This window comes from Arthrobacter zhaoxinii (assembly GCF_024385505.1).
Lineage (GTDB): Bacteria > Actinomycetota > Actinomycetes > Actinomycetales > Micrococcaceae > Arthrobacter_B > Arthrobacter_B zhaoxinii.
The window spans coordinates 23544-48379 of the sequence record NZ_JANFLT010000005.1 but is presented as its reverse complement, the minus strand read 5'-3'; the positions used below and the strand labels follow the sequence as shown (position 1 = coordinate 48379).

The following is a 24836-nucleotide window of genomic DNA, read 5'->3' as shown; positions in this document are numbered from 1 at the left end:
AGCGTTACAGCATGCAGGAAACGCAGCCCTCAACCTCGGTGCCTTCCAGCGCAAGCTGGCGCAGGCGGATGTAGTAAATGGTCTTGATGCCCTTGCGCCAGGCGTAGATCTGCGCCTTGTTGATGTCGCGGGTGGTTGCGGTGTCCTTGAAGAACAGCGTCAGGGACAGGCCCTGGTCCACGTGCTGGGTCGCAGCGGCGTAGGTGTCGATGATCTTCTCGTAGCCGATTTCGTACGCATCCTGGTAGTACTCCAGGTTGTCGTTGGTCAGGTACGGCGCCGGGTAGTACACGCGGCCCAGCTTGCCTTCCTTGCGGATCTCGATCTTCGACGCCACCGGGTGAATGGAAGAGGTGGAGTTGTTGATGTAGGAGATCGAACCGGTGGGCGGCACGGCCTGCAGGTTCTGGTTGTAGATGCCGTGCTCCATGACCGAAGCCTTCAGCGCCTCCCAGTCAGCCTGGGTGGGGATGTGAACGCCCTCGAACAGCTCACGCACGCGCTGGGTCTGCGGGACCCATTCCTGGTTGGTGTACTTGTCGAAGTACTCGCCGGTGGCGTACTTGGAGCGCTCGAAGCCGGCGAACTTCCGGCCGGTTTCGATGGCCAGCAGGTTGGACGCCCGCACGGCGTGGAAGACCACCGTGTAGAAGTACATGTTCGTGAAGTCGATGCCCTCTTCGGAGCCGTAGTAGACCCGCTCACGCGCCAGGTAGCCGTGCAGGTTCATCTGGCCCAGGCCGATGGCGTGGGACATGTCGTTGCCCTTGGCAATGGACGGCACCGAGCCGATGTGGCTCATGTCCGACACTGCGGTCAGCGCGCGGATGGCCGTTTCAATGGTCCGGCCGAAGTCCGGCGAGTCCATGGTCTTGGCAATGTTCAGCGAGCCGAGGTTGCAGGAGATGTCCTTGCCGGTCTCGTCGTAGGACAGGTCATCCTTGTACGTGGTGGGCTGGGAAACCTGGAGGATCTCCGAGCACAGGTTGGACATGATGATCTTGCCCTCGATCGGGTTCTCCCGGTTCACCGTGTCCTCGAACATGATGTAGGGGTAGCCCGACTCGAACTGGATCTCGGCGAGGGTCTGGAAGAAGTCGCGGGCACGGATCTTGGTCTTCTTGATCCGCGCGTCGTCGACCATCTCGTAGTACTTTTCGGTGACCGAGATGTCGGAGAACGGCATGCCGTAGACCTTCTCGACGTCGTACGGGGAGAACAGGTACATGTCCTCGTCGCGCTTGGCCAGTTCGAAGGTGATGTCCGGGACGACGACGCCGAGCGAGAGGGTCTTGATGCGGATCTTCTCATCCGCGTTCTCGCGCTTGGTGTCCAGGAACCGGTTGATGTCCGGGTGGTGGGCGTGCAGGTACACGGCACCGGCACCCTGGCGGGCGCCGAGCTGGTTGGCGTAGGAGAAGCTGTCCTCGAGGAGCTTCATCACGGGGATGACGCCGGAGGACTGGTTCTCGATCTGCTTGATCGGCGCGCCGACCTCGCGGATGTTGGTCAGTGCGAAGGCAACGCCGCCGCCGCGCTTGGACAGCTGCAGCGCTGAGTTGATGGAACGCCCGATGGACTCCATGTTGTCTTCGATGCGCAGCAGGAAGCAGGAGACCAGCTCGCCGCGCTGTGCCTTGCCCGCGTTGAGGAACGTGGGGGTAGCCGGCTGGAAGCGGCCCTCGATGATTTCGTCCACCATCTGCGTGGCCAGCTGCTCGTCGCCGCGGGCCAGGTGCAGGGCAACCATGCAGACACGGTCTTCGTAGCGCTCCAGGTAACGCTTGCCGTCGAAGGTCTTCAGCGTGTACGAGGTGTAGAACTTGAACGCGCCGAGGAAGGTCTCAAAGCGGAACTTCTTCTTGTAGGCGCGGTTGTACAGCTCCTTGATGAAGGTCATGGAGTACTGGTCGAGCGTTTCCGGCTCGTAGTACTCATTCTTGACCAGGTATTCCAGCTTCTCTTCCAGGTCATGGAAGAAGACCGTGTTGTTGTTAACGTGCTCAAGGAAGTACTGGCGCGCAGCAGCGCGGTCGGCGTCGAACTGGATCTCTCCATTCTTGCCGTACAGGTTCAGCATGGCGTTGAGCTCGTGATAGCCCAGGCCCTTGTAAGCCTCCGGGAGCTCCTTGGAGTCCGTCATGCCGGCTTCTGCGACTGATGTGTCCAAAACTTTTCCAATCCTTCGTTAACCTTGGCAACGTCCTCGGACGTGCCCATGAGTTCAAATCGATACAGCACGGGGACCTGGCATTTCACGGCAATGATGTCTGCCGCGAGGCAATAGGTTTCCCCGAAGTTTGTGTTGCCCGCCCCGATCACTCCCCGGATCAAGGAGCGGTTGTGCTCGCTGTTCAGGAACTTGATGACCTGTTTGGGAACGGCGCCCCGGGCCGCTGCGCCCGGCTGGGCTGCCGTCCCGCCGTAGGTGGGAAGCAGCAGCACGTACGGACTGCGGGCGAGCAGGGTGGGCTGGGAGGTGTGGAGCGGAAGCTGCGCCGCGCGGATCCCGAGCTTTTCCACAAAGCGGCGGGTGTACCCGGAGGCTGAGGAGAAGTAAATCAGGGACGCATCCGTTTCCGGCTGCCCATTCCCTGCGGATGCCGATGCCGGCCCGAGGCCGGCCTGGTCTGCCATCCCCAGTGTCATGGTTGCTGCGCTCCTGACGGGTACTGCGCGGGTGGTGCGTGGTGCGGATGATGCGAGGTGCTGCGGAACCGGGAACCCCCGGCCGCCCTTCGGCGGTGCCTAGGCTACGGAGGAAACCTGCGCCTGGGCCAGCTCTTCGATCTTGTCGGGCCGGAAGCCGGACCAGGAGTCCTGCTCGGTGACGACAACGGGTGCCTGCATGTAGCCCATGGCACGAACGCGCTCGAGGGCCTCGGGATCCTGCGACATGTCCACGCTCTGGTACACAATGCCCTTCTTGTCGAGGGCGCGGTAAGTGGCGTTGCACTGTACGCAGGCGGGCTTGGTGTAAACCGTAACGGTCATGGCGTGGTCTCCCCTAGTGAAGCGTGAAGTCTGTTCTGTGATGCTGGATGGAGCTGGTGATGCGGGACGTTCGCGGTGCTGGAAATCTGCTTGCGGAGCTTCGTGAAGCTCCCGAAGTCTGTTCCTAGATACTACATCCAGTTCCCTGCCCAGACACTACATCTAGTGCGCCCCCCGAGGCGGAACCCCTACATGATGTATTACAAGTATGTCATTACACGGGGCGTCCGTCCACAGTTTGTGCACAGGCGGTGCCCCGTTATTCGGCGGATTTCCGGAGCTCGGCGGAGGTTCTCCACAGCCTGTGCAGAACGCAATGCACATGTGATGAGGCAGGCAAGATTCGTGCGTGTCGCGTACCGTGGGCGTGTCGGCCCTAGTGCCGGCCAACACTAGATATTGTGGTCGACGCCGCCGGGCAAGGAAGGAGGGCACAGGATGGTAAACCCCGTGCACTTGAAGACGCTGCTGGAGGTGATCCGCACCGGATCATTTGCCGCCGCCGCCCTGCGGCTGGGCTACACCGCCTCGGCAGTGTCACAGCAGATGTCCGCTCTGGAGAAGGACACCGGAGCGCGCCTGTTCGAGCGTTCCGCCCGCACCGCTGCTCCCACTGACGCCGCCGTCGTCATGGCCAGGCACGCCGTCAAGGTACTTACTGACATGGACGCCCTCCTGGCCGCCGCAGCGCGGCCCGGGCCGGGCAGCGGGCACGAGCTGCGGCTCGGCATCTTCCCCAGCCTCGCTACCTTTGCCCTGCCGGAGCTGCTTGCCTCACCCCGGTGGGTGGACCTGGGGATTGAGCTGCTGCTGTCCGTGGCTGAGCCCGCGCAGACCATCCAGGGCCTGCGCACCGGCGGCAACCTCGACGTCGCACTGGTGTACCAGGTGGGCCAGGGCGGACTGGCCTGGCCCTCCTCGATCAGCCGCCGCTGGCTGGGCGACGACAACTTCCGGGTGGTGCTGCCCGAGTCCTGGGGCATCCGCAGCGGCGCCGAGGTGACGGCTGAACAGCTGGCGGGGATGCCCTGGATCATGCACCACCCCGGCACCCCGGACGCCCTGGTGATTGAACGGCTCTTCGCCAGCTGCAGCCTGCACCCGCAGGTCGCCGCGTACTGCGATGATTTCAACGCCAGCCTTGCCATGGCATCCGCCGGCCTGGGCGCGGCGCTGGTGCCGGAACTGGCGATGCTGAGCCGCCCCGCCGGCACGGTGGTGCTGGACGTCCCCGAGATCCGGCTGGCGCGGAGCATCTTCGCCCTGCTGATCCATGAACAGAACGTCCAGGTCGGGCTTTTCCTGGACCGGCTGGCCGAGGTGCTGGGCCGCCGCAGCATAGTGCCGCTCCCCACATAAGGTCCGCAGCAGGGCGGAAAAGTCGTTTCCCGGGGAACGCCCGGGCCATACTCGAATCATGACCACTGGCGAAAAAACCATCTCCAAACGGTCATTGAGTGCCGTTACCAACCGGGTAACCGGAGTCCTGCGTGTCACCCGCTTCCAGCTCGCCTTCAAGGCAACCCTCGCGGTCGGCATCGCCTGGACACTCGCCCCGCATGTGCCCGGGGTAGCTTCGCAGTACCCGTATTACGCACCGCTGGGTGCCATTGTCAGCATGTACCCGACGGTGTCCGGTTCCTTCCGCACCGGCATGGAGACCCTGGCGGGCCTGGTGACCGGCATGCTCCTGGCGCTGGGGGCACTGCTGATCGGCACCCCGAATGTCTGGACCATTTCGGTGATCGTCGGGATTGGCGTGCTGCTCGGCGGGCTGTCCTTCCTGGGCTCGTCCGGCCGGGAATACGTGCCGATGGCTGCGTTGTTCGTGCTCCTCCTGGGCGGCGACGATCCGGACGGCTACTCGTTCGGCTACGGCGTGCAGATGCTGGTCGGTGTTGGTGTCGGGCTGGCCGTCAATGCCCTTGTCTTCCCGCCCCTGCACCTGAACGGCGCCGTCAACGGGCTGGTGACGCTGCGGAAATCGCTGGCGCGGCAGCTGCGGGACATGGGCACGGCGCTGGAGGAAACCTGGCCGCCGAAACACGAGGACTGGTCCCAGCGCGAGAGCGAGCTGGACACCCTGACCAAAGAGGTCCGGGAAGCCGTGGAGCTGGCCGATACCAGCCGGCACGGAAACATCCGCAGCCGCAAGTACAGCCGCGACTTCACTGCCGACTACCGGGCGCTGCGGGCCATGGAACGTGCCACCCGGCACGTGAAGGACATGACGGAGGTCCTCACGGATGCGATCTGGCGCAATCCCGAGCATGTGGCCGTCCCGGCTGCCCTGACCGTACCGCTGGCCAAGGCAGTGAACGGCTGCGCAGAAGCGGTGGAGATGTGGGATCCCGAAAGCGAGGAGCACGCGACGGCCACCCAGGCGCTCGTGGAGCTGGTGCGGCTGGTCAACACCTCAGGCTCGACCGAGAGCCCGGTGGATGCGACGGCGGCACTGGCCATGGATCTGCGCCGCATCCTGCGGATCATCAATACGGAGTCCGACGGCGACGCCTAGGCCGCGGCCTGCCGGCCGGCAAATAGCCCGCCCCTGATTTCCGCCGCTGATTTGGCAACGCTAATGCCGGATAAGTTCGCCGGGTAAAGCCGCCGTTCGGAAACTGATTGAATTCCCGTAACAGGCGTGCAGTGACAGGCGTTCAGGGGTATTCGGCATTCCTCCGTGGAATCCGCAAGGTTGACACTGCCCCGCGGAAAAGCAAGACTGCGAAAGAGAAAGACACAGTGCACTGCGTATCACAAAGCACCATCCGTCGGGGTCAGCCGCCCGGAAATCCGGGTTAGACAACATGGAGGGCCTCCCCAATTAAAGGGGGAACCAATGTCAGTGAAACAACGCAGAAATACCCTGCCGGGATTAGCCGCATTTTCCTTTGCCGCCATATCCCTGTCGGGTTGTTCGCCAGCAGACACTGCGGACGGTTCCGCGGCCCCGGACACCCCGGCCAGCCAGAGCCCGGGTGCCGACCCATCCGGCTCGGCCTCCCCGGTTTCGGCGCCGGATCCGGGCGAAGCCATCCTCGTTAGCCGGATCGAGGACCCGGACGGCGGCAGCCTTGCCGTCCATGGTCTCCGCAGTGATGCCGAGGCCCTCACCTTCCACGCAAACTGTGCCCGGGACAGCACCGTCACCGTCGACGTTGCCAAGCTCGGACCTGTGACGTTCACGTGTGGGCAGCACGGTGCAACCACCACCGCAACGGTGGATGCCCGGCCCGCCGCAGGCATCATTGACGTGGCGGTGACCGGGGCGGAAGGCGTTGCCTGGGGTGTGACCATCACCGAGGGCGAACTGCGCTAAACGCAAAACGGCTCGTGTCCCGGGATATTCCGGGACACGAGCCGTTTTATCTGAAAAGCGGGGGTCTAGCCCTCGTCCGTCAGCAGACCGATCTCGGCGAGCTGACGGGCCATCCCGGCGCCGTCGGGGGCGTAGATCCACGGCACATCCACCGGGGTCTCCCCCGGCTTCCCGGTCCGTCCACCGGCGAGCACTGCTTCGCCGGCCGAGAGCTGGCGGATGGCGATGGCCCGGACGTTCTCCGGGTGGCGCTTGGCGAAGTCCGCATAGATCTCTTCGTCGTGCTGGCCGTTGTCGCCGATCAGCAGCCACTTGATATCCGGGAACTCCTGGGCCAGCCGTTCCAGCTGGGTGCGCTTGTGCGCCTGGCCGCTGCGGAACCAGCGGTCCGTGGTGGGGCCCCAGTCAGTCAGCAGCAGCGGACCGGCCGGATACAGGTTGCGGGTAATGAACCGGGTCAGGGTGGCGGCCACATTCCAGGCACCTGTGGAGAGATAGAGCACGGGGCCTACGGGGTTCTCCCGTGCCAGCCGGTCCATCATCACCGACATGCCGGGCGTGGGCGTGCGGGCATGCTCATCGAGGACAAAGGTGTTCCACGCTGCCAGCATCGGACGCGGCAGGGCGGTGACCATGATCGTGTCGTCAATGTCGGACACCACGCCCACCTCGGCGGCAGGATCCACCACGTAAATCGGTGCAGTGGTTTCTTCGCCGTCTTCGGAACGAAGCAGGACGGTGGTCCAGCCCGGAGTCAGGTCCGCCGGGAGGACGGCGTCCACCACTCCCCCGCGGTCAGCGGTGACCACATGCTTCTGGTCGCCCACGACGACGGTGACGGTCGCCTTGTTCACGGGCGGGCTCATGAAGTTCCGCCAGCCGCGGATGCCGTCGGCAATCGCCTTGGACGCCATCGACTTTTCCGCGCCGTCGAAGTAGCCGGGCTTGGCCAGGATGACCCGGCCCAGGACCCGCACCCATTCGGTGGAGCCGTACCCGGTGAAAGGCAGGACGGTCTGCACGTCGCCCCGTTTGCGGGCACGTTCGTCACGCCATGCGTGCAGGGAATCCTCCATGCGCATGCCGAGGTGGGCCACCGGAGTCTTGTCAGCCGGGCGGGCGAGGGGGTTTTTAGTCATATTCCTAGTCTGTCAGATGCTTCGATCGCAGGTATCCGCCGGTGTTCCGGCGGACCTACGGGCTAGATGCGGTACTTGGACCGGACCGGGCAGTCGAACGGGTCGCGGGCTGAGAGGCCAACCTCGTTGAGGTACCGGACCACAATGCCGTAGGACTGCACCAGCGTGGTCTCGGTGTAGGGAATGGAGTGCTTGGCGCAGTGTTCCTTCACCAGCTGGCTGGCCCGGGCCAGGTGTGGCCGGGGCATGCTCGGGAACAGGTGGTGCTCCACCTGGTAGTTCAGTCCACCCATCAGGGTGTTCATGCCGCGGCCGACAATGTTGCGTGAGGTCAGCACCTGGCGGCCGAGGAAGTCCACCTTGGAGTCCCGGGGAAGGATCGGCATGCCCTTGTGGTTCGGGGCGAAGGATGCGCCCATGTAGACGCCGAAGACGGCAAGCTGCACGCCGATGAAGGCGAAGGCCATTCCCACCGGCAGGAAGAAGAACACGGCGGCCAGATACAGGCCCAGACGCGTGAACACCATGACCAGTTCAGAGATACGGCCCTTGACCTGCTTGTTCGCAAAGAGGTGCTTGATGGACGTCGCATGCAGGTTGATGCCCTCGAGCATCAGCAGCGGGAAGAACAGCCAGCCCTGGCGGCGGGCGAACCACGCCATGAATCCCTTTTGCCGAGCGGCCTGCTCCGGCAGGAAGGAGATGGTGTCCATGTCGATGTCCGGATCCTTGCCCACCGTATTGGGGTTGGCATGGTGCCGGCTGTGCTTGTTCATCCACCACTGGTAGCTGATGCCGACGACGGCGTTGGCCACGAACTTCCCGGCGCGGTCATTCGCCGGTCCCGATTCGAAGACCTGCCGGTGCGACGCCTCGTGGGCAATAAAGGCAAGCTGGGTCAGCAGGATGCCCAGTGCGGCGGCGATAAGCAGCTGGAACCAGCTTTCCCCGATAAAGAAGGACCCGGTGGCAGCGGCAACGAGACCGAGGCACAGAAACACGAACGTGGTGATGTAGAAAGAACGGCGGCGCTTCAGCAGTCCTTCGTCGCGGACTGCTTTGAGCAATCCGGAGTAGGTGCTGGTCACGTTGTTCCGGCGCGGTTTCTTTTCGCTCGGGGTTTCTTCAACGGGTGCAGTGGAGGATGCGGTTACGCTCATTCTGCCTTCTGGTGGTGTACGACTTCCCAGCCGGCGTGATGAGCGGTTCCGCTCTACAGATGTGATCACCCTAACCCGGAAGTCTGGTATTTGTCTGTGACACTCCCGTGACCTTTGCCGCCGCCTCTCCGGAGCGCCGGCAGGACTGGTTCCCGGCAGGCCCAGTACCATTGGCAGCAGCCGACCCGAAGGAGTGCCGTGACCACCGCACCGGCCCGCAGCAAGACTCCTGCCCTTCCCCGCTCGTGGTGGTGGGGATTCCTGCCTTTCGCAGCGGCCTCTGCCGTCCATATCGGGGCGCGGGCAGTCGAAGCCACCGACATCGCCGAACCCACCAAGCTCACCCTGATGCCGCTGCTGGCGGCCGCGGCCCTGTGGGGCGGGCGAAGCCTGTTCGGCGGGCCCGCCGGCCGGAAGCTGCCGCCCGTACTGCTGCTGGCGGCACTGTTTTTCTCCTGGATCGGCGACGGGGCTGCCGCATTCTTCCCCTCGGCGCCGGAGCTGCCGGTAATGCTCGGCTCCTTCGGGCTCGCGCACCTCTGTTACATCTGGCTGCTGGCACGGTATGCCGCAGCAGGCCCCTTTCCCCGGTGGGCACTGGTTTTTCCGCTGTGGTGGGTGCTGATGCTCCTGGTCCTCTGGCCGACTCTCGGGGGTCTTGCCTTCGCCGTGGCGGCCTACGGCATTGTCCTCGCAGGCACGGCGGCGACGGCGGCGCGGTGCCGTCCGATGGCGGCAGCCGGCGGCCTGCTGTTCCTGGCCTCGGACACCGTCCTCGCCGGCCGGATTTTCCTGCCGGAACAGATGCCGGACTGGACCAGTCCCCTCGTGATGCTCACGTACTGTGCGGGTCAGGGCCTGATTGTTGCCGGTGCCCTTCGCACCTGGGGGAACGCTCGCTGACCCGGGCGGTAAAGCGTCAACTCTCGGCGGCGGGGCGGATCATCGGGGGGCTGAGATACTCGTCCCGAACGGTGAACACTGCGGCCGGGGCGCCCTTGCCACGGGCAACCTTGCGCCCGGTGTCATGCAGCGCGCCGGTCATCTTGCGGGTGAAGTTGCCGGCGTCGAGCTTGTCGGTGTTCCACACGGCCTGGTAGACCCGGCGCAGCTGGTAGAGGGCGAACTCCCCGGGCAGGAGCCGCGCGGCGGCCAGGGTGTATTCGATTTTGCCGGCGAGGCGTTCAAGAGCGGCGGTGAGAATCCCGCGGTGGTCGAAGGCCAGCGTCTCCTGGGCGAGGACTTCGTACACGGGCAGCCATTGGGCTGCCGCGCTGTCGGTGCCGGGATCGAGTGCGGGCAGGGTGCGGCCGTCCGTGGCGAGCAGCGCAAGGTGGGCGACGGAAACGACGCGCATGCGCGGGTCCCGTTTCGGGGAACTGTAGGTGGCGAGCTGCTCGACGTGGGCGCGGTGCGCACCGAGGTCCAGTCCCGTCTCCTCCTCCAGCTCGCGCCAGGCGGCTGTAAGAGCGTCCTCATTCGGTCCGACGAACCCGCCCGGCAGCGCCAGGGCCCCCTTGAAGGGATACCCTCCGCGGCGGACGAAGGCTGCATGGAGAGTGCTTCCGGTGACGGCGAAGACAACCAGATCCACGGTCAGCCCCACGGAGGGATACTCCCTGGGCTCGTAGTCCTGGAGGAACTGCTCTTCTTCGCCGGCCATCAGGCTCCTGTCAGTACCGTCCGTGTGGCCCAGGGCGGGGACGTAAAGCTGTTGCGCTGGGCGATGATGAGGTCGATTATCCCCGTTGCCGTGGCAATCCGCTCCTCCGGGCTGCCGGTAACCAGTATCCACGGGGAACCGGCTGCCGTGAGCTCCTCCTTGAACCACTCGGTCATTTCGGCGCGGGGGTGCCCGGCATCGCGCCAGCCGTCGTCCTCGAAGGCGACCCCGTCGTGGTCGGTAATGAGGTACAGGTCGCGGTGCGGCAGCCGGCTGACGGCGAGATAGGAGCCGTAGCTTTTCTCACCGATGTAGATCCGTTCGAAGAGGGAGGTGGTGATGACATCCGTATCGGCAATCACCAGGGGGCACCGTGCCGCTGCCTCGTTCTCCATCTGGTTCTGGCGTTCTCCGATGACCGCGAAATCCTCGGCCGTCCAGACCATGTCGGAGAGGACGGCGTCGGGCTTCTCCGCCTGCAGCGCCGCGAACTTGTCGTAAGTGAACTGGCGGCCGAATTCCGGAACATCCGCCAGTTCGGGATAGCGGTTCCGGTAGTGCGTGGTCAGAGCCTGGGCGAGGGTGGTGGTGCCGGTGGATTCGGCGCCGACAACGATGATCCGGACGGCCATGTCCTGGCGGGCGGGCTTGAGGATGTTCCGCCAGGCCGCGCCGAGGTCGTCGCGGCAAAGGGTCCCGCTGACCTGGTACGCGCTCCGGGCCTTGTCCACCATGACATGTTCGGCGCCGAAATCCCCGGCCAGGGTTGCACCGTACTCCTCGGAGCTGAAGACGGCGTCGACGGCCGTGATGCCCTTGCTTTTGAGGGCAAGGCGCAGGAGCTCATTGTGCGCCTTCCAAATGGCCCGGGAGGTGTAGTCCACGGGGCAGTCGTCCGGCATTCCGATGACGGTGACGTTGGTGTCCTCGAACTCCGCGGCGAGCCATCTCACGCGGTCGGCAAGGCCGATGTCCTCGAACCGGGTGCCGAGGACCACCACGGCCAGCCTGGCGGACTGCTTCGACGCCGTGGCGATGAGGTGCCGGTGGCCGGTGTGCGGCGGATAGAACTTGCCGATGACCAGGCCTTGCGCGAAGAGGCTCATACCGGAACGGCGGCGGGGCGGGCGGCTGCGGTGCGGGTGCGCTTCCAGTCGATCAGGCCGTAGACGCAGAGGGCGGTGAAGCCGATGTACAGGAGGGCGGTGAGGTTGAGGCCGCGGGAGAAGTAGAGCGGGACGCTCACGAGGTCGATGGCGATCCAGACGTACCAGTGCTGGAAAATCTTCTTGGCCTGTCCGTAGGTGGCCAGGAGCGAGGCAGCCAGGACAAAGGCATCGGGCCAGGGGACCTCGGAGTCGGTTCCGTGGGTGAGGATCATGGCGATCCCCGCGGTGGCCAGGACGACGGCGGCGATTCCGCCGATGATTTCGTTCCGGCCGGCGTCGCGGATGGGCAGGTCGCTTTTCTGCTCCGTGTCCTTCGCTCCCCGGACCCAGTTGTACCAGCCGTAGACGGCGACGGCGGCGAACACTGCCTGCAGGACGGTCTCCCCGTAGAGGCCGGCCCCGAAGAACAGGATCATGAACGCAATGTTGTTGATAATGCCGACGGGCCAGTTCCAGGCCTGCTGCCGGGCCACGCCGTAGACGCAGGCCGCGCCGGTGACGAATCCGATGACTTCGATCCAGCTGACCGGTGCTCCGAGCAGGTGTGCCGCCGGGGAGTTCATCCAGTCCAGTACTGCGTTCATGTCGCTCTCCTGATTTATTGTCAATGTGACAATTTGTAGCCTAGGGCTGTGACGGAGATAACGGAAGGGCCGGCCGGGACGAGTAGTGAGAGGTGCATCACATACTGTTGCCCTTATTGGGGCAACAAAAAACCGCCGGACACGTTTTCACGTGTACCAGCGGTCTTATTGGTGGAGCTGAGGGGACTCGAACCCCTGACCCCCTGCATGCCATGCAGGTGCGCTACCAGCTGCGCCACAGCCCCGAACTTTCAGTGATTTTCCACCGCAAACCCTCCGGTCGCCCGAAGGTTTTGGTGGAGCTGAGGGGACTCGAACCCCTGACCCCCTGCATGCCATGCAGGTGCGCTACCAGCTGCGCCACAGCCCCAAAACTAAAGGTTGTTTACTTCACTTTTCCGTTCACCGGGGCGAAGCAACTCCTCTACCTTAGTACAAATCAACAGGAGCGCAAAATCCACTCAGAGCTCCCCTGCCGGGCAGGGAAGAGGGTCTTTCAGCCCTCCACCGGACCGCTCGGAAGCGAGTCCAGCCCCACGTTGTGCTGGGTGAGATGCCAGGCGGAACGCCCGTGCCGGTCCGGGATTTCCTGCAGGACGGACCAGTGGCAGTTGGAGACTCCGGAGATGACCGCCCAGGACTCCGTGGGGAGTCCCAGCAAAGCGCAGATGCCGGCACGGATTGCTCCTCCGTGGCTTACTGCCACCAGGGTGCCGCCTGCGGGCATGTCCCGGACCGCGTCGGTCACGGCCTCGGACACCCGCCTGCCGACGTCGACACGGGTTTCCCCTCCGCCGGCCCGGGCGCTGCCGACGCCGGCGGACCAGGCGGCCAGCAGCGGTGCATCCTGCTCGGCGATCTGCGTGAAGGTGCGGCCCTCCCACGTCCCGGCGAAAGTCTCACGCAGGCGCTGGTCCTGCGCCACCTCGAGGCCTGTCTCCGCGGCCAGGGCCATGCCCGTGGTCAGGGCACGGCTCAGGTCCGAGGACACAATAACGTCAGGGTCGAGGAAGCGCAGGACTGCCGCAGCTTCGGCGGCCTGGCGGAGGCCGCCGTCGTCAAGGGCAATATCCTGCTGCCCCTGGAAGCGCCCCACCCGGTTCCACTCGGTACGCCCATGGCGCCAGAAAACCACCCGGCGCGACGCGGTATCGGGATCCCAGGGGGCAGGGGCGCTCACAGCCGTTGCTTATTCGGACTCGGCGCCGGCGGGGGCGTCCTCGAGCTGAAGGTCAACCTCGGGGCAGTCCTTCCACAGGCGTTCCAGTGCATAGAACACCCGGTCCTCCTCGTGCTGGACGTGCACCACGACGTTGGCGTAGTCGAGCAGGACCCAGCGGCCTTCGCTGCGTCCTTCACGTCGTACGGGCTTGAGGTCCATCTTGGACAGTTCCTCTTCGATGCCGTCAACAATGGCGTTGACCTGGCGTTCGTTCGACGCCGAGGCAATGAGGAAGACGTCCGTAATGGCGAGCCGTTCGCTCACGTCAATTGCGACGATATCGTCCGCGATCTTGGCCGACGCCGCTTTGGCCGCCGCCCGTGCAATGGCGATGGAAGATTCGGTGGCGCTCAAAGTGTGTCTCCTTGGGGTAATCGGTCAGCTGCCAAGGCGGCCGACGATCATTAGTATTCCGACGATCAGGGCAAGTGCGCCCAGACCTGCAACACCGGCAGCCGCAAAACGCAGCTTCCGGGTACGGCCGAGTCCGGCCGTCATAACATCTAGGGGGTCGAGCCCGAAGGCACTGCGGGCCCCGACGGGGGTGGCAGCGTCCTCGGATTCAGGTGTTGCGCTGACCGGCGCATCCGTGCGGGCGAGGGCCCGGGAACGGCGCACATCCGTAGCGCCGGCCGGCACCCGGCGCGGCACGGACGCCGGACGCCGGGCGGGAACCGCGGCCGGAGCCGCCCGCTGCGTTGCCGCGGTGACGATGGGCACATGCGAGGTGGGCGGTGCCTTCATCACGGGATGCTCCATCCCGGGAACCGAAACGAATTCGAGCGGTGTCACCATGGCCAGGTTGTGGGCAGTGCTCGGATCGCCGGTGGAAGTCCGGCGCTGCTCGTTCTCCTCCGACAGCTTGCGGATGACCTCCGTCCGGCGGTTCAGGACCTTGGCGCGTTCGGCCAGGGCCTTCTGCTGCGCCAGCAGTTCGAGATCCACTGCCTGCGGATCCGCCGACTGCAGGGCTTCCATGGCTGCCACCTGGTTGCGGGCCTGGCCTTCGAGTGCCTGGCGGGCGGCCAGGGCCTGTTCCACGCTCATGCCTTCGACGTCGGCGTTGGGGTCCGTGCCGGCCGCCGCAGCGGGATCCTCTGCGACGGATTCCGTCGCCTCGGAAGGGCCGGATTCCGTTGCCGCGTGCCGGGTCTCCTGCTCCGCCGGTGCGGCGCCACGCTGGCTCTCCTGCCGCCGTCGTTCCCGGCGCGGGGGTACAGGGGCGGAGGAAGTATCGGGTGCGGACAGGTCTGTCGGCGAATCGGCAGGTGACGGATCAACCGGTTCGGAGGACACCGCGGTGGTGCTTCCCGGCAGGGCACCTGCTGCTGCTGCGCGCTGCTGTTGCTGCTGCCTCAGCTGCCGGCGGGTGGGCAGGGCGGACTCAGGGTGCCGGCGCTCCTGCGTCTCGGCCAGGGCCTTGTACGCGCGCAGCGCTTCCCGGTCACGGGCACGCTGCTGGGACTCACGTTCCCGCGGCCCGGCCGGGGAATCCACGGGTACATCAGCCGCCCTGCGGCTGCGCCGCGGCGCGGACTCTGGACCGTTCGTCATTTCCCACCCATCCGGTATCTGTCTTTACGCTACTGGTTCTGTTTCGGTTTCCGCGGAGCTCTCGGCCTGCCGTCCGGCGGCATACAGACGGTGCTTCGCAATGTACTGCACCACTCCGTCCGGTACGAGGTACCAGACCGGCTTGCCCCCTGCCACGCGGCGCCGGCAGTCGGTGGAGGAGATCGCCATGGCCGGCACCTCCATGAGGGAGACGTCGTCTCGGCCCACGTTTTCCAGCACATGCCCGGGCCGTGTCACTCCCACAAAGTGGGCCAGGGACCAAAGTTCCTGGATGTCCTTCCAGGACAGGATCTGCGCCATCGCGTCCGCACCGGTGATGAAGTACAGCTCAGCCTCGGGGCGCGCTGCCTTCAGATCCCGCAGGGTGTCGATGGTGTACGTGGGGCCGGGCCGGTCAATGTCGACACGGCTCACTGTGAAGCGCGGGTTCGATGCAGTGGCGATGACCGTCATGAGGTACCGGTGTTCCGCCGGGCTCACCTGCTGGGCGGCCGGCTTGTGCCACGGATCACCGGTGGGTACAAAGACAACCTCGTCCAGATCGAACGTGGACGCCACTTCGCTTGCGGCCACCAGGTGGCCATGATGAATCGGGTCGAACGTCCCGCCCATGACCCCCAGCCGGAACCTGCGTTTTCCGTTGCTGTCTGTCCGCTGCGGTTCACCCATGGGCAGGAACGCCTCCGCTGGATTCACGTACCAGGTCAGTCCCGGATCGCCTGGCCGTGGTCATGCTTGTTCGTGAACTGCCGCTGGGGATCAACGTGCTCCGCCTCGGCCGAGTGGCGGTTGCCCACGTTGCTGAAGGACACGGTGATCAGCATCAGCAACAGCAGCGCCGCAAAGATCACCCCGCCGTAGACGTACGGAGACGCCGGCAGTTCAACGTGGTGTTCTTCGGCAGCAGTAAACACGGCGCTCGTGAGCTGGATCAGCATGTATCTCCCCTAGAGATTGATAGGTTCCGCCGGGCAGCCGGCGGAATGGGTTCTGAGTCAATGGTACGCGTAACGGAGTGCACATCGCAGCCGGGCAGATCACGGCGCGTACCGGGCGGAACTAGTCGCGGATCTGCCCGTCGCCCTGGATGATCCATTTTGTAGTGGTCAGTTCCTTCAGCCCCATGGGACCGCGGGCATGCATCTTCTGCGTGGAAATTCCGACTTCGGCTCCCAGGCCCAGCTCTCCCCCGTCGGTGAACCTGGTGGAGGCATTGACAATCACTGCGGCCGAATCAATCTCGGCGATGAAACGCTCGGCATTGGCGAGGTCATTGGTGATGATCGCCTCCGTGTGCCCGGTGGTCCAGCGGCGGATGTGCCCGAGGGCATCGTCGAGGGTGTCCACCACCGCCACAGCCAGGTCCAGGTCCATGTACTCACGCCCCCAGTCGCCGTCGTCGGCGGGTTCGGCAGTTACGCCGGCAGGCAGCAGCCCCATGGCACGGGCGTCGGCATGGAGGCGGACGCCGGCAGCGGCCAGGGCCGCGAGGACGTCCGGAGCCGCCGGAGCACCTTCGTGGATGAGCAGGGTTTCCACGGTGTTGCAGACGCTGGGACGCTGTGTCTTGGCGTTGAGGAGGATATCGACGGCCATCTCCACCGGAGCACTTCGGTCGAGGAAGATATGCACGTTGCCCTCCCCCGTTTCGATGACGGGGACGGTGGCGTTGGTGACCACCGACTGGATCAGGGACCGGCCGCCGCGGGGAATCAGCACATCCACCCGGCCGCGTGCCTTCATGAGTACGTTGGCGCCCTCACGCCCGTACTGGTCGACGCTCTGCACCGCATCGGCGGGCAGGCCGACGTCCTCAAGGGAGTCACGGATGATCTCCACCAGGACGGCGTTGGTGGCCGCTGCTGCGCTGCCTCCGCGCAGGAGCACCGCGTTGCCGCTTTTCAGTGCCAGTCCGGCAATATCGAGCGTGACGTTGGGGCGTGCCTCGTAGATGGCTGCCACCACGCCCATGGGTACGTGGACCTGGCGCAGCCGCAGGCCGTTGGGCAGCGTCTGGCCGCGGGCAACCGATCCCACCGGATCCGGCAGCCCGGCAAGGTTCTCCAGTGCTGCGGCCAGGGCGGTGATCCGCGCGGGCGTCAGCGAGAGCCGGTCCAGCAGAGCCGTTGAGGTGCCGTTCTCCCGGCCTGCCGCGACATCCCTGGCGTTGGCGGCGAGGATGGCGGCCTGTTTCGCGTTGACGTTCTGCGCGATCTGCCGCAGGGCGCGGTCCTTCCAGGCGCGGTTGGCCCGGGCCAGGCGCCGGGAGGCGGTGCGGGAGCGGTCGGCGAGGGCATGGACCCGGGCTTCGACGCCGGCGTCTGCCTCGGGATCGGTGCCGGCGGACCCCGGCTCGGCGGCCGCTGCCTCAGTTGTGTTCACGGAAGTCATGATCCCAGTGTAGGTCCGGTGCCGGCATCCGGCCCGGGTGCCGGTGCTTCGTTGCGATGCAGGAGAACGAGGTCGTTGACGTGCACCACCGCACGTTCATATCCGCGTCCCAGCTCGCGGGACAGTTCGCGGGTGGAGCGGCCAAGCATGGAGGGCAGCTCGTCGGAACCGTAGTTGGTCAGGCCATGGGCAATCACGCGGCCCGCGGTGTCGGCCAGGGCAACGGCGTCACCGGGCTCGAACTGCCCTTTCACAGCAGTGATTCCCGCCGGCAGCAGTGAACGGTGCCGGTCCCCCACCGCCCTTGCCGCGCCGTCGTCGAGCACAAGGGTGCCTTGAATGCGGGCGAGGTGGGCGAGCCACAGGAGGCGGATGGATCGGCGCCGGCCGCGGGTGGTGAACCAGGTGCCCACGTCTTCTCCGGCCAGCGCGGCGGCCGCGTTGGCCGTGGACGTGACCAGTGCCGGGATGCCCGATTCCGCGGCAATGGTGGCTGCTTCAACCTTGGTTGCCATCCCGCCCGTACCGACGCCGGCCTTGCCCACCTTGCCGATCCGCACGTCCGCTAGGTCCTTGGGACCGGTGACTTCGGGGATGCGGCGGGCACCCTCGGACGGCGGACCGTCGTAGAGGGCGTCGACGTCGGAGAGCAGGATGAGCGCGTCGGCCTTCACGAGGTGCGCCACCAGGGCGGCCAGGCGGTCGTTGTCGCCGAAGCGGATCTCGTGGCTGGCGACGGCGTCGTTTTCATTGACAATCGGCAGCACGCCGAAGTTCAGCAGCCGCTCCATAGCCCGGTGCGCGTTGGCGTGATGGGCCCGGCGCATCAGGTCCTCAATGGTGAGCAGCACCTGGCTGACCGTGACGCCGTGCGCATTGAAGGCGGCGGTGTAGCGGGCCATCAGGAGGCCCTGGCCCACGCTGGCGGCAGCCTGCTGGGAGGAAAGCTGGGCCGGGCGCTTGGTGAGTCCCAGCGGCGCCAACCCGGCGCTGATAGCGCCGGAGGAGACCAGGATGATTTCGGTGCCCTGCGCATGCCGGGCGGAAAGCACGTCGGCCAGGGACTTCAGGGCAGAGTCGGAGATCCCGCCCGCCACGGAGGTCAGGGACGAGGAGCCCACTTTGACGACCACCCGGCGGGCCCGGGCCAGGCCGGAGCGTGAGGTCAGCGCACGGCGGGCAGGCGGGGCGAATTCATTTTGTTCACTCATAACCTGCCCAGCCTATGCGCTGCGCCTCATCCCTACCGGGACTATGAAGGAGTTACTCCCCTTCGTTACCCTCGACGTCCGCAGGGCGGGAGGAGTGCTTGTAGTTCACGGACTCGGTCCAGATGCCTGCCTTGCGCTCTGCTTCGAGCTCTTCGCGGGCCGCGGCGCGGGCATCCTTGCGCTTCTGGTGGTCGCCGCGCTTTTCCTCGCGGGTCGGGCGGGAGAAGTCCTCGACGCGGATGTCGCTGCCTCGCGGGGAAGCAGCAAGCAGTTCCGCTCCGCCGATCATTGTGGGCTCCCAGTCGAAGACGACGCCGTCGCCCTCGCCGATGACCACGGCGTCACCGGGCTTGGCGCCTTCCTTGAACAGTTTCTCCTCCACGCCCAGCTTGGCCAGGCGGTCAGCCAGGTAGCCCACGGCTTCGTCATTGGTGAAGTCGGTCTGCTGGACCCAGCGAACCGGCTTCTCACCCAGGACGCGGAAGAGCGGCTCGAGGTTGCGCTCCTCGCGGCGGATCAGGAAGCCGCCCTTGTAGTTGACGCCGCGCGGCTTCAGGACCGGCGGCTGGATGCGCGGCGGAGCCTTCTCCACGGCATCCCGGGCGTCCTTGACGATGGCAGCCATGGCGAATCCGAGTTCACGCAGGCCTTCATGGCTGGACGCGGAAACCTCGAACACGCGGTAGCCGCGCTTCTCCAGTTCCGGCCGGACGAACTCGGCCATGTCGCGGCCGTCAGGAACGTCCACCTTGTTCAGTGCGACCAGGCGGGGACGGCGGTTCAGCGGCACGACGTCGCCGTCGGTGCCCGCGTAGCTCATGTCCACTTCGTACTTCTCGAGCTCGCGCTCAATGACTTCCAGGTCCCCAATGGGGTCGCGGTCCGTTTCCAGTGCTGCGCAATCCAGCACGTGCACCAAGGCTGCGCAGCGTTCCACGTGGCGCAGGAAGTTGTGGCCCAGGCCCTTGCCTTCCGAGGCGCCTTCAATCAGGCCGGGAACATCGGCGACGGTAAAGCGCACGTCACCGGACTGGACAACGCCCAGGTTCGGGATCAGCGTGGTGAAGGGGTAGTCGGCGATCTTCGGCCGGGCAGCGGAGATGGCGGCAATCAGCGAGGACTTGCCGGCCGACGGGAAGCCGACCAGTGCAATATCGGCAATGGACTTGAGCTCCAGGACAATATCGGCCTCTTCGCCGGGGACGCCCAGCAGCGCGAATCCGGGAGCCTTGCGCTTCTGCGAGGAAAGCGAGGAGTTGCCGAGGCCGCCCTGGCCACCGGCGGCAGCGATGTACTCGGCGCCCTCCCCGACCAGGTCGGCCAGGACCTCGCCGGCCTTGTTCTTGACGACGGTGCCGTCCGGCACCGAAAGGATCAGCGTCTCGCCGGTCTTGCCCGCGCGCCAGTCGCCCATCCCGTTGCCGCCGTTGGTGGCGTGCCGGTGCGGGGCGTGGTGGTAGTCGAGCAGGGTGGTGGTATTCGTATCAACGCGCAGGATGACGTCGCCGCCGTCGCCGCCGTTGCCGCCGTCGGGCCCGCCCAGGGGCTTGAACTTTTCACGCTTGACGGACACGCAACCATGGCCGCCTGTACCGCCCGAAACGTGCAGCACTACGCGGTCTACAAAGCTGGCCATGGTTCTCCTTCAGAGGAACTTCTTGATCATGCCAATTCTACTTGGCTTAAAAAACGACGGGGCGGGCCATCAAGGCCCGCCCCGTCGGAAAAGCTAATTGCCGGTGATTACTCGGCGGCTGCAGCAGCCACGATGTTCACGACGCGGCGGCCACGACGGCTGCCGAATTCAACTGCGCCTGCTTCCAGGGCGAACAGGGTGTCGTCGCCTCCGCGGCCAACACCCTCACCCGGGTGGAAGTGGGTGCCGCGCTGGCGAACGATGATTTCGCCTGCCTTGACAACCTGGCCGCCGAAACGCTTTACGCCGAGGTACTGGGCGTTGGAGTCGCGACCGTTGCGAGTGGAACTCGCACCTTTCTTATGTGCCATTTCTTTGCCTGCCTTTGCTAACTGATATTGAAACCCTCAGGCGGGATCACACCCGCGTTCCCGGCCCTGGGGCCGGCAGGAGAATCAGGAGTTGATGGACGTAACCTTGACCTTGGTCAGCGAGGAGCGGTAGCCCTGACGCTTCTTGTAGCCGGTCTTGTTCTTGAACTTCTGGATGACAATCTTCGGACCCCGGAAGTTCTCGACGATTTCTGCAGTCACGGTAACCTTGGCCAGGTCCTGTGCAGCAGAGGTGACCTTGTCGCCATCAACCAAAAGCAGGGCAGGCAGCTCAAAGGTGCTACCGGCTCCACCGGGGACGCGGTCCAGGGTTACGAGGTCTCCGACGGAAACCTTTTCTTGGCGGCCGCCAGCGCGGACAATCGCGTACACCACTTGGGAACTCACTTCTCTCGACGTTTAATACTTGGATGCGCATTTAGCCAGGTCCAGATTGGACCCGCCTTGCGCCATGCAGTTGCGCCTGAACCGATAAACGGTTGGAAGGCGTTCGCACCGAAGTTCAAGGCTACGCTAACGGGCCCATAACCCGCAAATGCGCTGTGCATCTGCGGAGCCGACCCACGCGCCACCGAACCGGTGCCACTGCTCGGTCTCTACTTTATCCCATGGACCCGGTGTTGCGGGCATCGGACCCGCCCAGGAGCGGCGGGCCCGGTTAAACGCCTGCGGGCGGCCCGCCCCCTTAGGGGAGAGACCGCCCGCAGACGCAGGGAAAAAGCGGTTACAGCTCCGAGGCCGGCACGCCCACGCCCAGGATCACCGGGGCCGCAGCTCCGGCTTTCTCTTCCGGAGCAGCCGGCCTGCCTGCGGCCGTGACCGTATGCCGCGCCGGGACGGAGGGAGCCGTGTCCCCTGCAGCCGGTGCCGTGACCTCCGCAGCGCCCTGGGGGCTGCTTGCTGCCCTGCGCCGGCGCGCCGGGCGGACGGGTGCTTCCGGTGCCGCAGCCGGCGTCTCGGGCCTGCGGACGGATTTCGGCTCAGCTGCCTGCTTCCGCTCCTGTTCCTGCTCCTGCTCCTGCTCCACCGAGCGCGACACGGCCGAGGCTGCCTCGTTGAAGGCCTCCGTGAGGCTTTCCAGTGTCAGCGCAGGCTCTTCCTTGACCGGACGCCGCCGCTGACGGCGGGGAACCACTACGGTTTCTCCCTGGATGTTCAGCACTGCACCGGGTTCGGTGTCGGACTCGTCGCCGGCTCCCTGATCCGCTGCCGGGGCTCCACCGTTGCCGTTGGCTGCGGCATCCACTACCTCGTGCGCGGCAGCAGTGGCGGCCGCGATGCTCGCGAGGGCGGCGCGGGCGGCTTCGGCCTTTGCCTGCCGCTCGGCATCCTCCTGCACCGGCTCGTCCGGCTGCGGCTGTTCTTCCGCTGCCTGGACGTTGCCGTTCTGCCCACGGCTGCGGTTGCGCTTCCGGTCCCCGCGGGACTGCTTCTCCTGCTTGAGGTGCTGCTGGTGGTTCTCGTCGGCAACCGCGTGGCCGTTGCCGGCCGGAGTGTGGCTGGTGCTGCGGCGGTGTTCCACGGGTACGTCCTGCGTGACGACGCCGCGGCCGTCGCAGTGTTCACAGGTCTCGCCGAAGACTTCCAGCAGGCCGGTGCCCATACGCTTACGCGTCATCTGGACCAGGCCGAGCGAGGTGACCTCTGCCACCTGGTGCTTGGTCCGGTCCCGGCCCAGGCATTCCACCAGGCGGCGCAGCACCAGGTCGCGGTTGGCTTCAAGGACCATGTCGATGAAGTCGATCACAATGATGCCGCCGATGTCGCGCAGGCGCAGCTGGCGGACTACTTCTTCGGCCGCTTCAAGGTTGTTCTTGGTGACGGTCTCTTCCAGGTTGCCGCCGCTGCCGGTGAACTTACCCGTATTCACGTCCACCACGGTCATGGCTTCGGTGCGGTCAATCACCAGGGAACCGCCCGAGGGCAGGAACACCTTGCGGTCCAGGGCCTTCGCAATCTGCTCGTCGATGCGGTGGGCCGAGAAGATGTCCTCGTCCTTCGTCCACTTCTCGAGCCGCCCCACGAGGTCCGGTGCCACGTACGTGACATAGGCCTCGATGGTGTCCCAGGCTTCCTCACCGGAGACCACAAGCTTGGAGAAGTCCTCATTGAAGACGTCGCGGACCACCTTGATGGTGAGGTCCGGCTCGCCGTACAGGAGCTCCGGCGGCAGCGTCTTGGTGGACTTGGACTTCGCCTCGATGGTCTCCCACTGCGCGCGGAGGCGGTTGATGTCATTCATCAACTCTTCCTCGCTGGCGCCTTCAGCGGCGGTGCGCACAATGACGCCCGCGTTTTCCGGCAGGTGGTCCTTGAGGATCTTCTTGAGCCGGTTGCGCTCGACGTCGGGCAGCTTGCGAGAGATGCCGGTCATCGATCCGCCCGGAACGTACACGAGGTAGCGGCCGGGCAGGGAGATCTGGCTGGTCAGGCGTGCACCCTTGTGGCCCACCGGGTCCTTGGTGACCTGCACCAGGACGGAGTCGCCGGACTTGAGCGCCAGTTCGATGCGGCGCGGCTGGCCGTCGAGGCCGGCGGCGTCCCAGTTGACCTCGCCGGCATACAGCACGGCATTGCGGCCGCGGCCGATGTCCACGAAGGCTGCCTCCATGCTGGGCAGCACGTTCTGGACCTTGCCGACATAGACGTTGCCGATAAGCGAGTCCTGCTGGGTGTTGGAGACGAAGTGCTCCGCGAGGATACCGTCCTCCAGCACGCCGATCTGGATCCGCTCGTCGCGCTGGCGGACAATCATCTGCCGGTCAACGGATTCCCGGCGGGCCAGGAACTCAGCCTCGGTGATCACGTGGCGGCGGCGGCCGGACTCGCGGGACTCGCGGCGGCGCTGCTTCTTGGCTTCCAGCCGGGTGGAACCCTTAACGCTGGTGACGCGGTCCGAGACCGGGGCGTCAGCGTGCGCGCGGGGGGCACGCACCCGGGTCACGGTGTTGGGCGGATCGTCGTCCGCTCCCCCGGTCAGTTCCAGATCGGCGTCTCCGCGGCGGCGGCGACGACGGCGGCGGGAGGTAACGCCGTCGGACTCGCTGTCCTCGGGGCCGGCGGACGGTTCTTCCGCAGCGGCTTCCTGTACGTTTGCCGGCTCCGTGCCCTGACGGCTGCGGCCTCGGCGGGAACGGCGGCGCGGACGGCCCGAGTCTTCGCTGCCCTCCTGCTCGTCCGTTTCCTCGGCTTCGGCGGGCTTGGCCACCGGCACGGAACGGACAGCGGTGAGGTCCGGGGCGTGGAACAGCACCGACGTGGGCGATTCCGGCACGGAGAACGGATCCAGTGCGGAGGTCGGCCCGGCGGCCTCGGCCTGTGCCGGGGTCTCGGTCTTGACCGGCGCTTCGGCTGCGGCGGGCAGCACCGGCTCGGCGGGGGTTTCAGCGGGCTCCGCGGCGGCGGGCGTTGCCGACTCGGCCGAGCGTGCCGGGCCGGTGGGCGTGCTGGCACGGCGGCGGGCACGGGTTTTCGGTGCCGGCGCTTCAACAGCGGGTTCGGCAGTGTTGGTGGACTCGGGTCCGGCTGCCAGCGTTACTTCGTCGGCAGCGCGGGTTTCAACCACGGCGGGGGTTTCAACTGCGGCGGGGGTTTCAACGGCGGCTGCGGCGTCGGCGGCAGGCTTCCTGGCCGGGCTGCGGCGCCGGCGGACCGTCTTGGCCGGGGTTTCGGACGGCGCGTCGGTTGAAGCGGCGCCGTCGGCGGGAACCGACTCCGCGGCGGCGGGAGCGGCCGCGGCTTCCGGGGTTTCCTCCGGTGCGGCCGGCGCTTCGGCGGCCGGTGCTGCCTTCTTGCGGGGTGCGCGGGTCCGCTTGGGCTTCTCAGCTGCGGGCGCCGGGGTGTCTGACGCGGTTTCGGCTGCCGGCGTCACCGCTGCTGCGGTGTCTGCCGCAGGCTGCGGGGAAGAAACCGGAACAGACTTGCGGCGGCTGCGGGTGGCCTTCTTGACCGGGGCCGGCTGCTCGTCCGGCTGTACGGGGTTCTCCCCCGCCGTGCCGTTTTCTACAGGCAGTTCATTGGTTCCATTATTCTGATTAGTCATGTAGGCCTATGCTCCGGCCCTGCGGCACTGGCCACATTCCAATGCCCCAAGGCAATGTGTCGGCTGTGCGGTGGCATCGCAGCCAGCCCGCCAGCCGGAAGTCGTCTGGATGTCATTCGAGGTCGTGCCAGCTGTGGGGCGCGGTATCACTCGAAGACCAGCGGCGCTTTTCCTGCTACCCCTGCGGAACGGATATTTCGTTACGGCTGTTCTGGGTAGGTCTGGCCGGCGGATTCCCTGGTTCCCATCCGGATTGATGGGCTAACTACACGGGAAGCGTCACCGGCAGAACCGGAAGCCTGTCGCTGGACCGGCGGCGGAATGTGGTTCCGCCAT

Annotated in this window: 23 protein-coding genes and 2 tRNA genes; 4 read left to right on the top strand and 21 right to left on the bottom strand. The window is 65.9% G+C overall.

Translation table 11 applies throughout. The annotated features are described in order from the left end of the window. Positions 1-4: 4 nt before the first annotated feature. The 3 genes from nrdE to nrdH form a co-directional block, all read right to left on the bottom strand. On the bottom strand, positions 5-2143 hold the full coding sequence (nrdE, locus tag NNX37_RS07610) for a class 1b ribonucleoside-diphosphate reductase subunit alpha (protein WP_255792806.1): 2139 nt from the start codon (positions 2141-2143) through the stop codon (positions 5-7). Next, positions 2140-2649 (bottom strand): class Ib ribonucleoside-diphosphate reductase assembly flavoprotein NrdI, encoded by a 510-nt coding sequence (gene nrdI, locus NNX37_RS07605; protein ID WP_407079933.1) that lies wholly within the window; start codon positions 2647-2649, stop codon positions 2140-2142. Before nrdI ends, nrdE begins: the two co-directional genes overlap by 4 nt. 99 nt (positions 2650-2748) lie before the next feature. Then, positions 2749-2994 carry a glutaredoxin-like protein NrdH gene (nrdH, locus tag NNX37_RS07600; RefSeq protein ID WP_146361766.1) on the bottom strand — a complete coding sequence of 82 codons (246 nt, stop codon included), beginning with the start codon at positions 2992-2994 and terminating at the stop codon, positions 2749-2751. 438 nt (positions 2995-3432) lie between these two features. Here nrdH and NNX37_RS07595 point away from each other — a divergent pair, with 438 nt between their 5' ends. The 3 genes from NNX37_RS07595 to NNX37_RS07585 all read left to right on the top strand — a co-directional run bounded on the left by NNX37_RS07595 (position 3433) and on the right by NNX37_RS07585 (position 6316). Continuing rightward, entirely contained in the window at positions 3433-4353 is a 921-nt protein-coding gene (locus NNX37_RS07595; protein ID WP_255791745.1) for a LysR family transcriptional regulator, read from the top strand. 58 nt (positions 4354-4411) lie between these two features. Beyond that, the gene (locus NNX37_RS07590) at positions 4412-5512 is read left to right on the top strand and encodes an FUSC family protein (RefSeq protein WP_255791743.1); all 1101 of its coding nucleotides are present in this window, start codon (positions 4412-4414) and stop codon (positions 5510-5512) included. A gap of 324 nt (positions 5513-5836) precedes the next feature. After that, positions 5837-6316 carry a hypothetical protein gene (locus tag NNX37_RS07585; protein WP_255791742.1) on the top strand — a complete coding sequence of 160 codons (480 nt, stop codon included), beginning with the start codon at positions 5837-5839 and terminating at the stop codon, positions 6314-6316. 65 nt (positions 6317-6381) lie between these two features. On the opposite strand, the gene NNX37_RS07580 is transcribed toward NNX37_RS07585, so the two are convergent. Both NNX37_RS07580 and NNX37_RS07575 read right to left on the bottom strand, forming a co-directional pair. Continuing rightward, positions 6382-7455 (bottom strand): App1 family protein, encoded by a 1074-nt coding sequence (locus NNX37_RS07580; RefSeq protein ID WP_255791740.1) that lies wholly within the window; start codon positions 7453-7455, stop codon positions 6382-6384. 62 nt (positions 7456-7517) lie between these two features. Next, positions 7518-8615 (bottom strand): fatty acid desaturase family protein, encoded by a 1098-nt coding sequence (locus tag NNX37_RS07575; RefSeq protein WP_255791738.1) that lies wholly within the window; start codon positions 8613-8615, stop codon positions 7518-7520. A 198-nt stretch (positions 8616-8813) separates the two neighbouring features. On the opposite strand from NNX37_RS07575, the gene NNX37_RS07570 reads away from it, so the two are divergent. Continuing rightward, positions 8814-9518, top strand: a complete 705-nt coding sequence (locus tag NNX37_RS07570) for a lysoplasmalogenase family protein (RefSeq protein WP_255791737.1) — start codon at positions 8814-8816, stop codon at positions 9516-9518. A gap of 16 nt (positions 9519-9534) precedes the next feature. Here NNX37_RS07570 and NNX37_RS07565 read toward each other — a convergent pair whose 3' ends face one another. The 16 genes from NNX37_RS07565 to NNX37_RS07490 form a co-directional block, all read right to left on the bottom strand. Further along, positions 9535-10278 carry an NUDIX hydrolase gene (locus tag NNX37_RS07565; protein ID WP_255791736.1) on the bottom strand — a complete coding sequence of 248 codons (744 nt, stop codon included), beginning with the start codon at positions 10276-10278 and terminating at the stop codon, positions 9535-9537. Then, positions 10278-11384, bottom strand: a complete 1107-nt coding sequence (locus NNX37_RS07560; RefSeq protein WP_255791734.1) for an AAA family ATPase — start codon at positions 11382-11384, stop codon at positions 10278-10280. The genes NNX37_RS07565 and NNX37_RS07560 overlap by 1 nt, the downstream gene beginning before the upstream one ends. Then, a complete protein-coding gene (gene pnuC, locus NNX37_RS07555; protein ID WP_255791732.1) occupies positions 11381-12031 on the bottom strand; it encodes a nicotinamide riboside transporter PnuC in 651 nt (216 codons plus the stop codon). Before pnuC ends, NNX37_RS07560 begins: the two co-directional genes overlap by 4 nt. Before the next feature lie 169 nt (positions 12032-12200). After that, positions 12201-12276 (bottom strand) — tRNA-Ala (locus NNX37_RS07550). A 49-nt stretch (positions 12277-12325) separates the two neighbouring features. Further along, positions 12326-12401 (bottom strand) — tRNA-Ala (locus NNX37_RS07545). A 126-nt stretch (positions 12402-12527) separates the two neighbouring features. After that, positions 12528-13211, bottom strand: coding sequence for a histidine phosphatase family protein (locus tag NNX37_RS07540; protein WP_255791730.1), 684 nt, complete (start codon positions 13209-13211; stop codon positions 12528-12530). A 9-nt stretch (positions 13212-13220) separates the two neighbouring features. Further along, positions 13221-13607 carry a ribosome silencing factor gene (gene rsfS / locus NNX37_RS07535; RefSeq protein ID WP_255791728.1) on the bottom strand — a complete coding sequence of 129 codons (387 nt, stop codon included), beginning with the start codon at positions 13605-13607 and terminating at the stop codon, positions 13221-13223. A 24-nt stretch (positions 13608-13631) separates the two neighbouring features. Next, the gene (locus NNX37_RS07530; protein ID WP_255791726.1) at positions 13632-14807 is read right to left on the bottom strand and encodes a hypothetical protein; all 1176 of its coding nucleotides are present in this window, start codon (positions 14805-14807) and stop codon (positions 13632-13634) included. Between the two features lie 24 nt (positions 14808-14831). Further along, positions 14832-15497: a nicotinate-nucleotide adenylyltransferase gene (gene nadD / locus NNX37_RS07525; protein WP_255791724.1), complete on the bottom strand. Its 666-nt coding sequence runs from the start codon at positions 15495-15497 to the stop codon at positions 14832-14834. A 35-nt stretch (positions 15498-15532) separates the two neighbouring features. Continuing rightward, on the bottom strand, positions 15533-15766 hold the full coding sequence (locus tag NNX37_RS07520) for a hypothetical protein (RefSeq protein ID WP_255791722.1): 234 nt from the start codon (positions 15764-15766) through the stop codon (positions 15533-15535). A gap of 121 nt (positions 15767-15887) precedes the next feature. Further along, entirely contained in the window at positions 15888-17219 is a 1332-nt protein-coding gene (locus NNX37_RS07515; protein ID WP_255791721.1) for a glutamate-5-semialdehyde dehydrogenase, read from the bottom strand. Continuing rightward, a complete protein-coding gene (gene proB / locus NNX37_RS07510; RefSeq protein ID WP_255791718.1) occupies positions 17216-18430 on the bottom strand; it encodes a glutamate 5-kinase in 1215 nt (404 codons plus the stop codon). The genes NNX37_RS07515 and proB overlap by 4 nt, the downstream gene beginning before the upstream one ends. 52 nt (positions 18431-18482) lie before the next feature. Beyond that, on the bottom strand, positions 18483-20066 hold the full coding sequence (obgE, locus tag NNX37_RS07505) for a GTPase ObgE (RefSeq protein ID WP_255791716.1): 1584 nt from the start codon (positions 20064-20066) through the stop codon (positions 18483-18485). A gap of 107 nt (positions 20067-20173) precedes the next feature. Continuing rightward, complete coding sequence (gene rpmA / locus NNX37_RS07500; RefSeq protein WP_104053918.1) at positions 20174-20437, bottom strand: 50S ribosomal protein L27; 264 nt, start codon at positions 20435-20437, stop codon at positions 20174-20176. Between the two features lie 84 nt (positions 20438-20521). Beyond that, entirely contained in the window at positions 20522-20833 is a 312-nt protein-coding gene (gene rplU, locus NNX37_RS07495; RefSeq protein WP_146361875.1) for a 50S ribosomal protein L21, read from the bottom strand. A gap of 349 nt (positions 20834-21182) precedes the next feature. Next, entirely contained in the window at positions 21183-24500 is a 3318-nt protein-coding gene (locus tag NNX37_RS07490) for an Rne/Rng family ribonuclease (RefSeq protein WP_255791714.1), read from the bottom strand. Between the last annotated feature and the right edge of the window lie 336 nt (positions 24501-24836).

Bases quoted from the DNA above. Each gene is read 5' to 3' on its own strand.
- nrdE (WP_255792806.1), bottom strand. From the start codon at position 2,143: ATGACGGACTCCAAGGAGCTCCCGGAGGCTTACAAGGGCCTGGGCTAT.
- NNX37_RS07585 (WP_255791742.1), top strand. From the start codon at position 5,837: ATGTCAGTGAAACAACGCAGAAATACCCTGCCGGGATTAGCCGCATTT.
- rpmA (WP_104053918.1), bottom strand. From the start codon at position 20,437: ATGGCACATAAGAAAGGTGCGAGTTCCACTCGCAACGGTCGCGACTCC.
- NNX37_RS07575 (WP_255791738.1), bottom strand. From the start codon at position 8,615: ATGAGCGTAACCGCATCCTCCACTGCACCCGTTGAAGAAACCCCGAGC.
- obgE (WP_255791716.1), bottom strand. From the start codon at position 20,066: ATGGCCAGCTTTGTAGACCGCGTAGTGCTGCACGTTTCGGGCGGTACA.
- NNX37_RS07515 (WP_255791721.1), bottom strand. From the start codon at position 17,219: ATGACTTCCGTGAACACAACTGAGGCAGCGGCCGCCGAGCCGGGGTCC.
- nadD (WP_255791724.1), bottom strand. From the start codon at position 15,497: ATGGGTGAACCGCAGCGGACAGACAGCAACGGAAAACGCAGGTTCCGG.
- pnuC (WP_255791732.1), bottom strand. From the start codon at position 12,031: ATGAACGCAGTACTGGACTGGATGAACTCCCCGGCGGCACACCTGCTC.
- NNX37_RS07490 (WP_255791714.1), bottom strand. From the start codon at position 24,500: ATGACTAATCAGAATAATGGAACCAATGAACTGCCTGTAGAAAACGGC.
- nrdH (WP_146361766.1), bottom strand. From the start codon at position 2,994: ATGACCGTTACGGTTTACACCAAGCCCGCCTGCGTACAGTGCAACGCC.
- NNX37_RS07530 (WP_255791726.1), bottom strand. From the start codon at position 14,807: ATGACGAACGGTCCAGAGTCCGCGCCGCGGCGCAGCCGCAGGGCGGCT.
- nrdI (WP_407079933.1), bottom strand. From the start codon at position 2,649: ATGACACTGGGGATGGCAGACCAGGCCGGCCTCGGGCCGGCATCGGCA.
- NNX37_RS07595 (WP_255791745.1), top strand. From the start codon at position 3,433: ATGGTAAACCCCGTGCACTTGAAGACGCTGCTGGAGGTGATCCGCACC.
- NNX37_RS07580 (WP_255791740.1), bottom strand. From the start codon at position 7,455: ATGACTAAAAACCCCCTCGCCCGCCCGGCTGACAAGACTCCGGTGGCC.
- NNX37_RS07560 (WP_255791734.1), bottom strand. From the start codon at position 11,384: ATGAGCCTCTTCGCGCAAGGCCTGGTCATCGGCAAGTTCTATCCGCCG.
- NNX37_RS07520 (WP_255791722.1), bottom strand. From the start codon at position 15,766: ATGCTGATCCAGCTCACGAGCGCCGTGTTTACTGCTGCCGAAGAACAC.
- NNX37_RS07590 (WP_255791743.1), top strand. From the start codon at position 4,412: ATGACCACTGGCGAAAAAACCATCTCCAAACGGTCATTGAGTGCCGTT.
- proB (WP_255791718.1), bottom strand. From the start codon at position 18,430: ATGAGTGAACAAAATGAATTCGCCCCGCCTGCCCGCCGTGCGCTGACC.
- NNX37_RS07565 (WP_255791736.1), bottom strand. From the start codon at position 10,278: ATGGCCGGCGAAGAAGAGCAGTTCCTCCAGGACTACGAGCCCAGGGAG.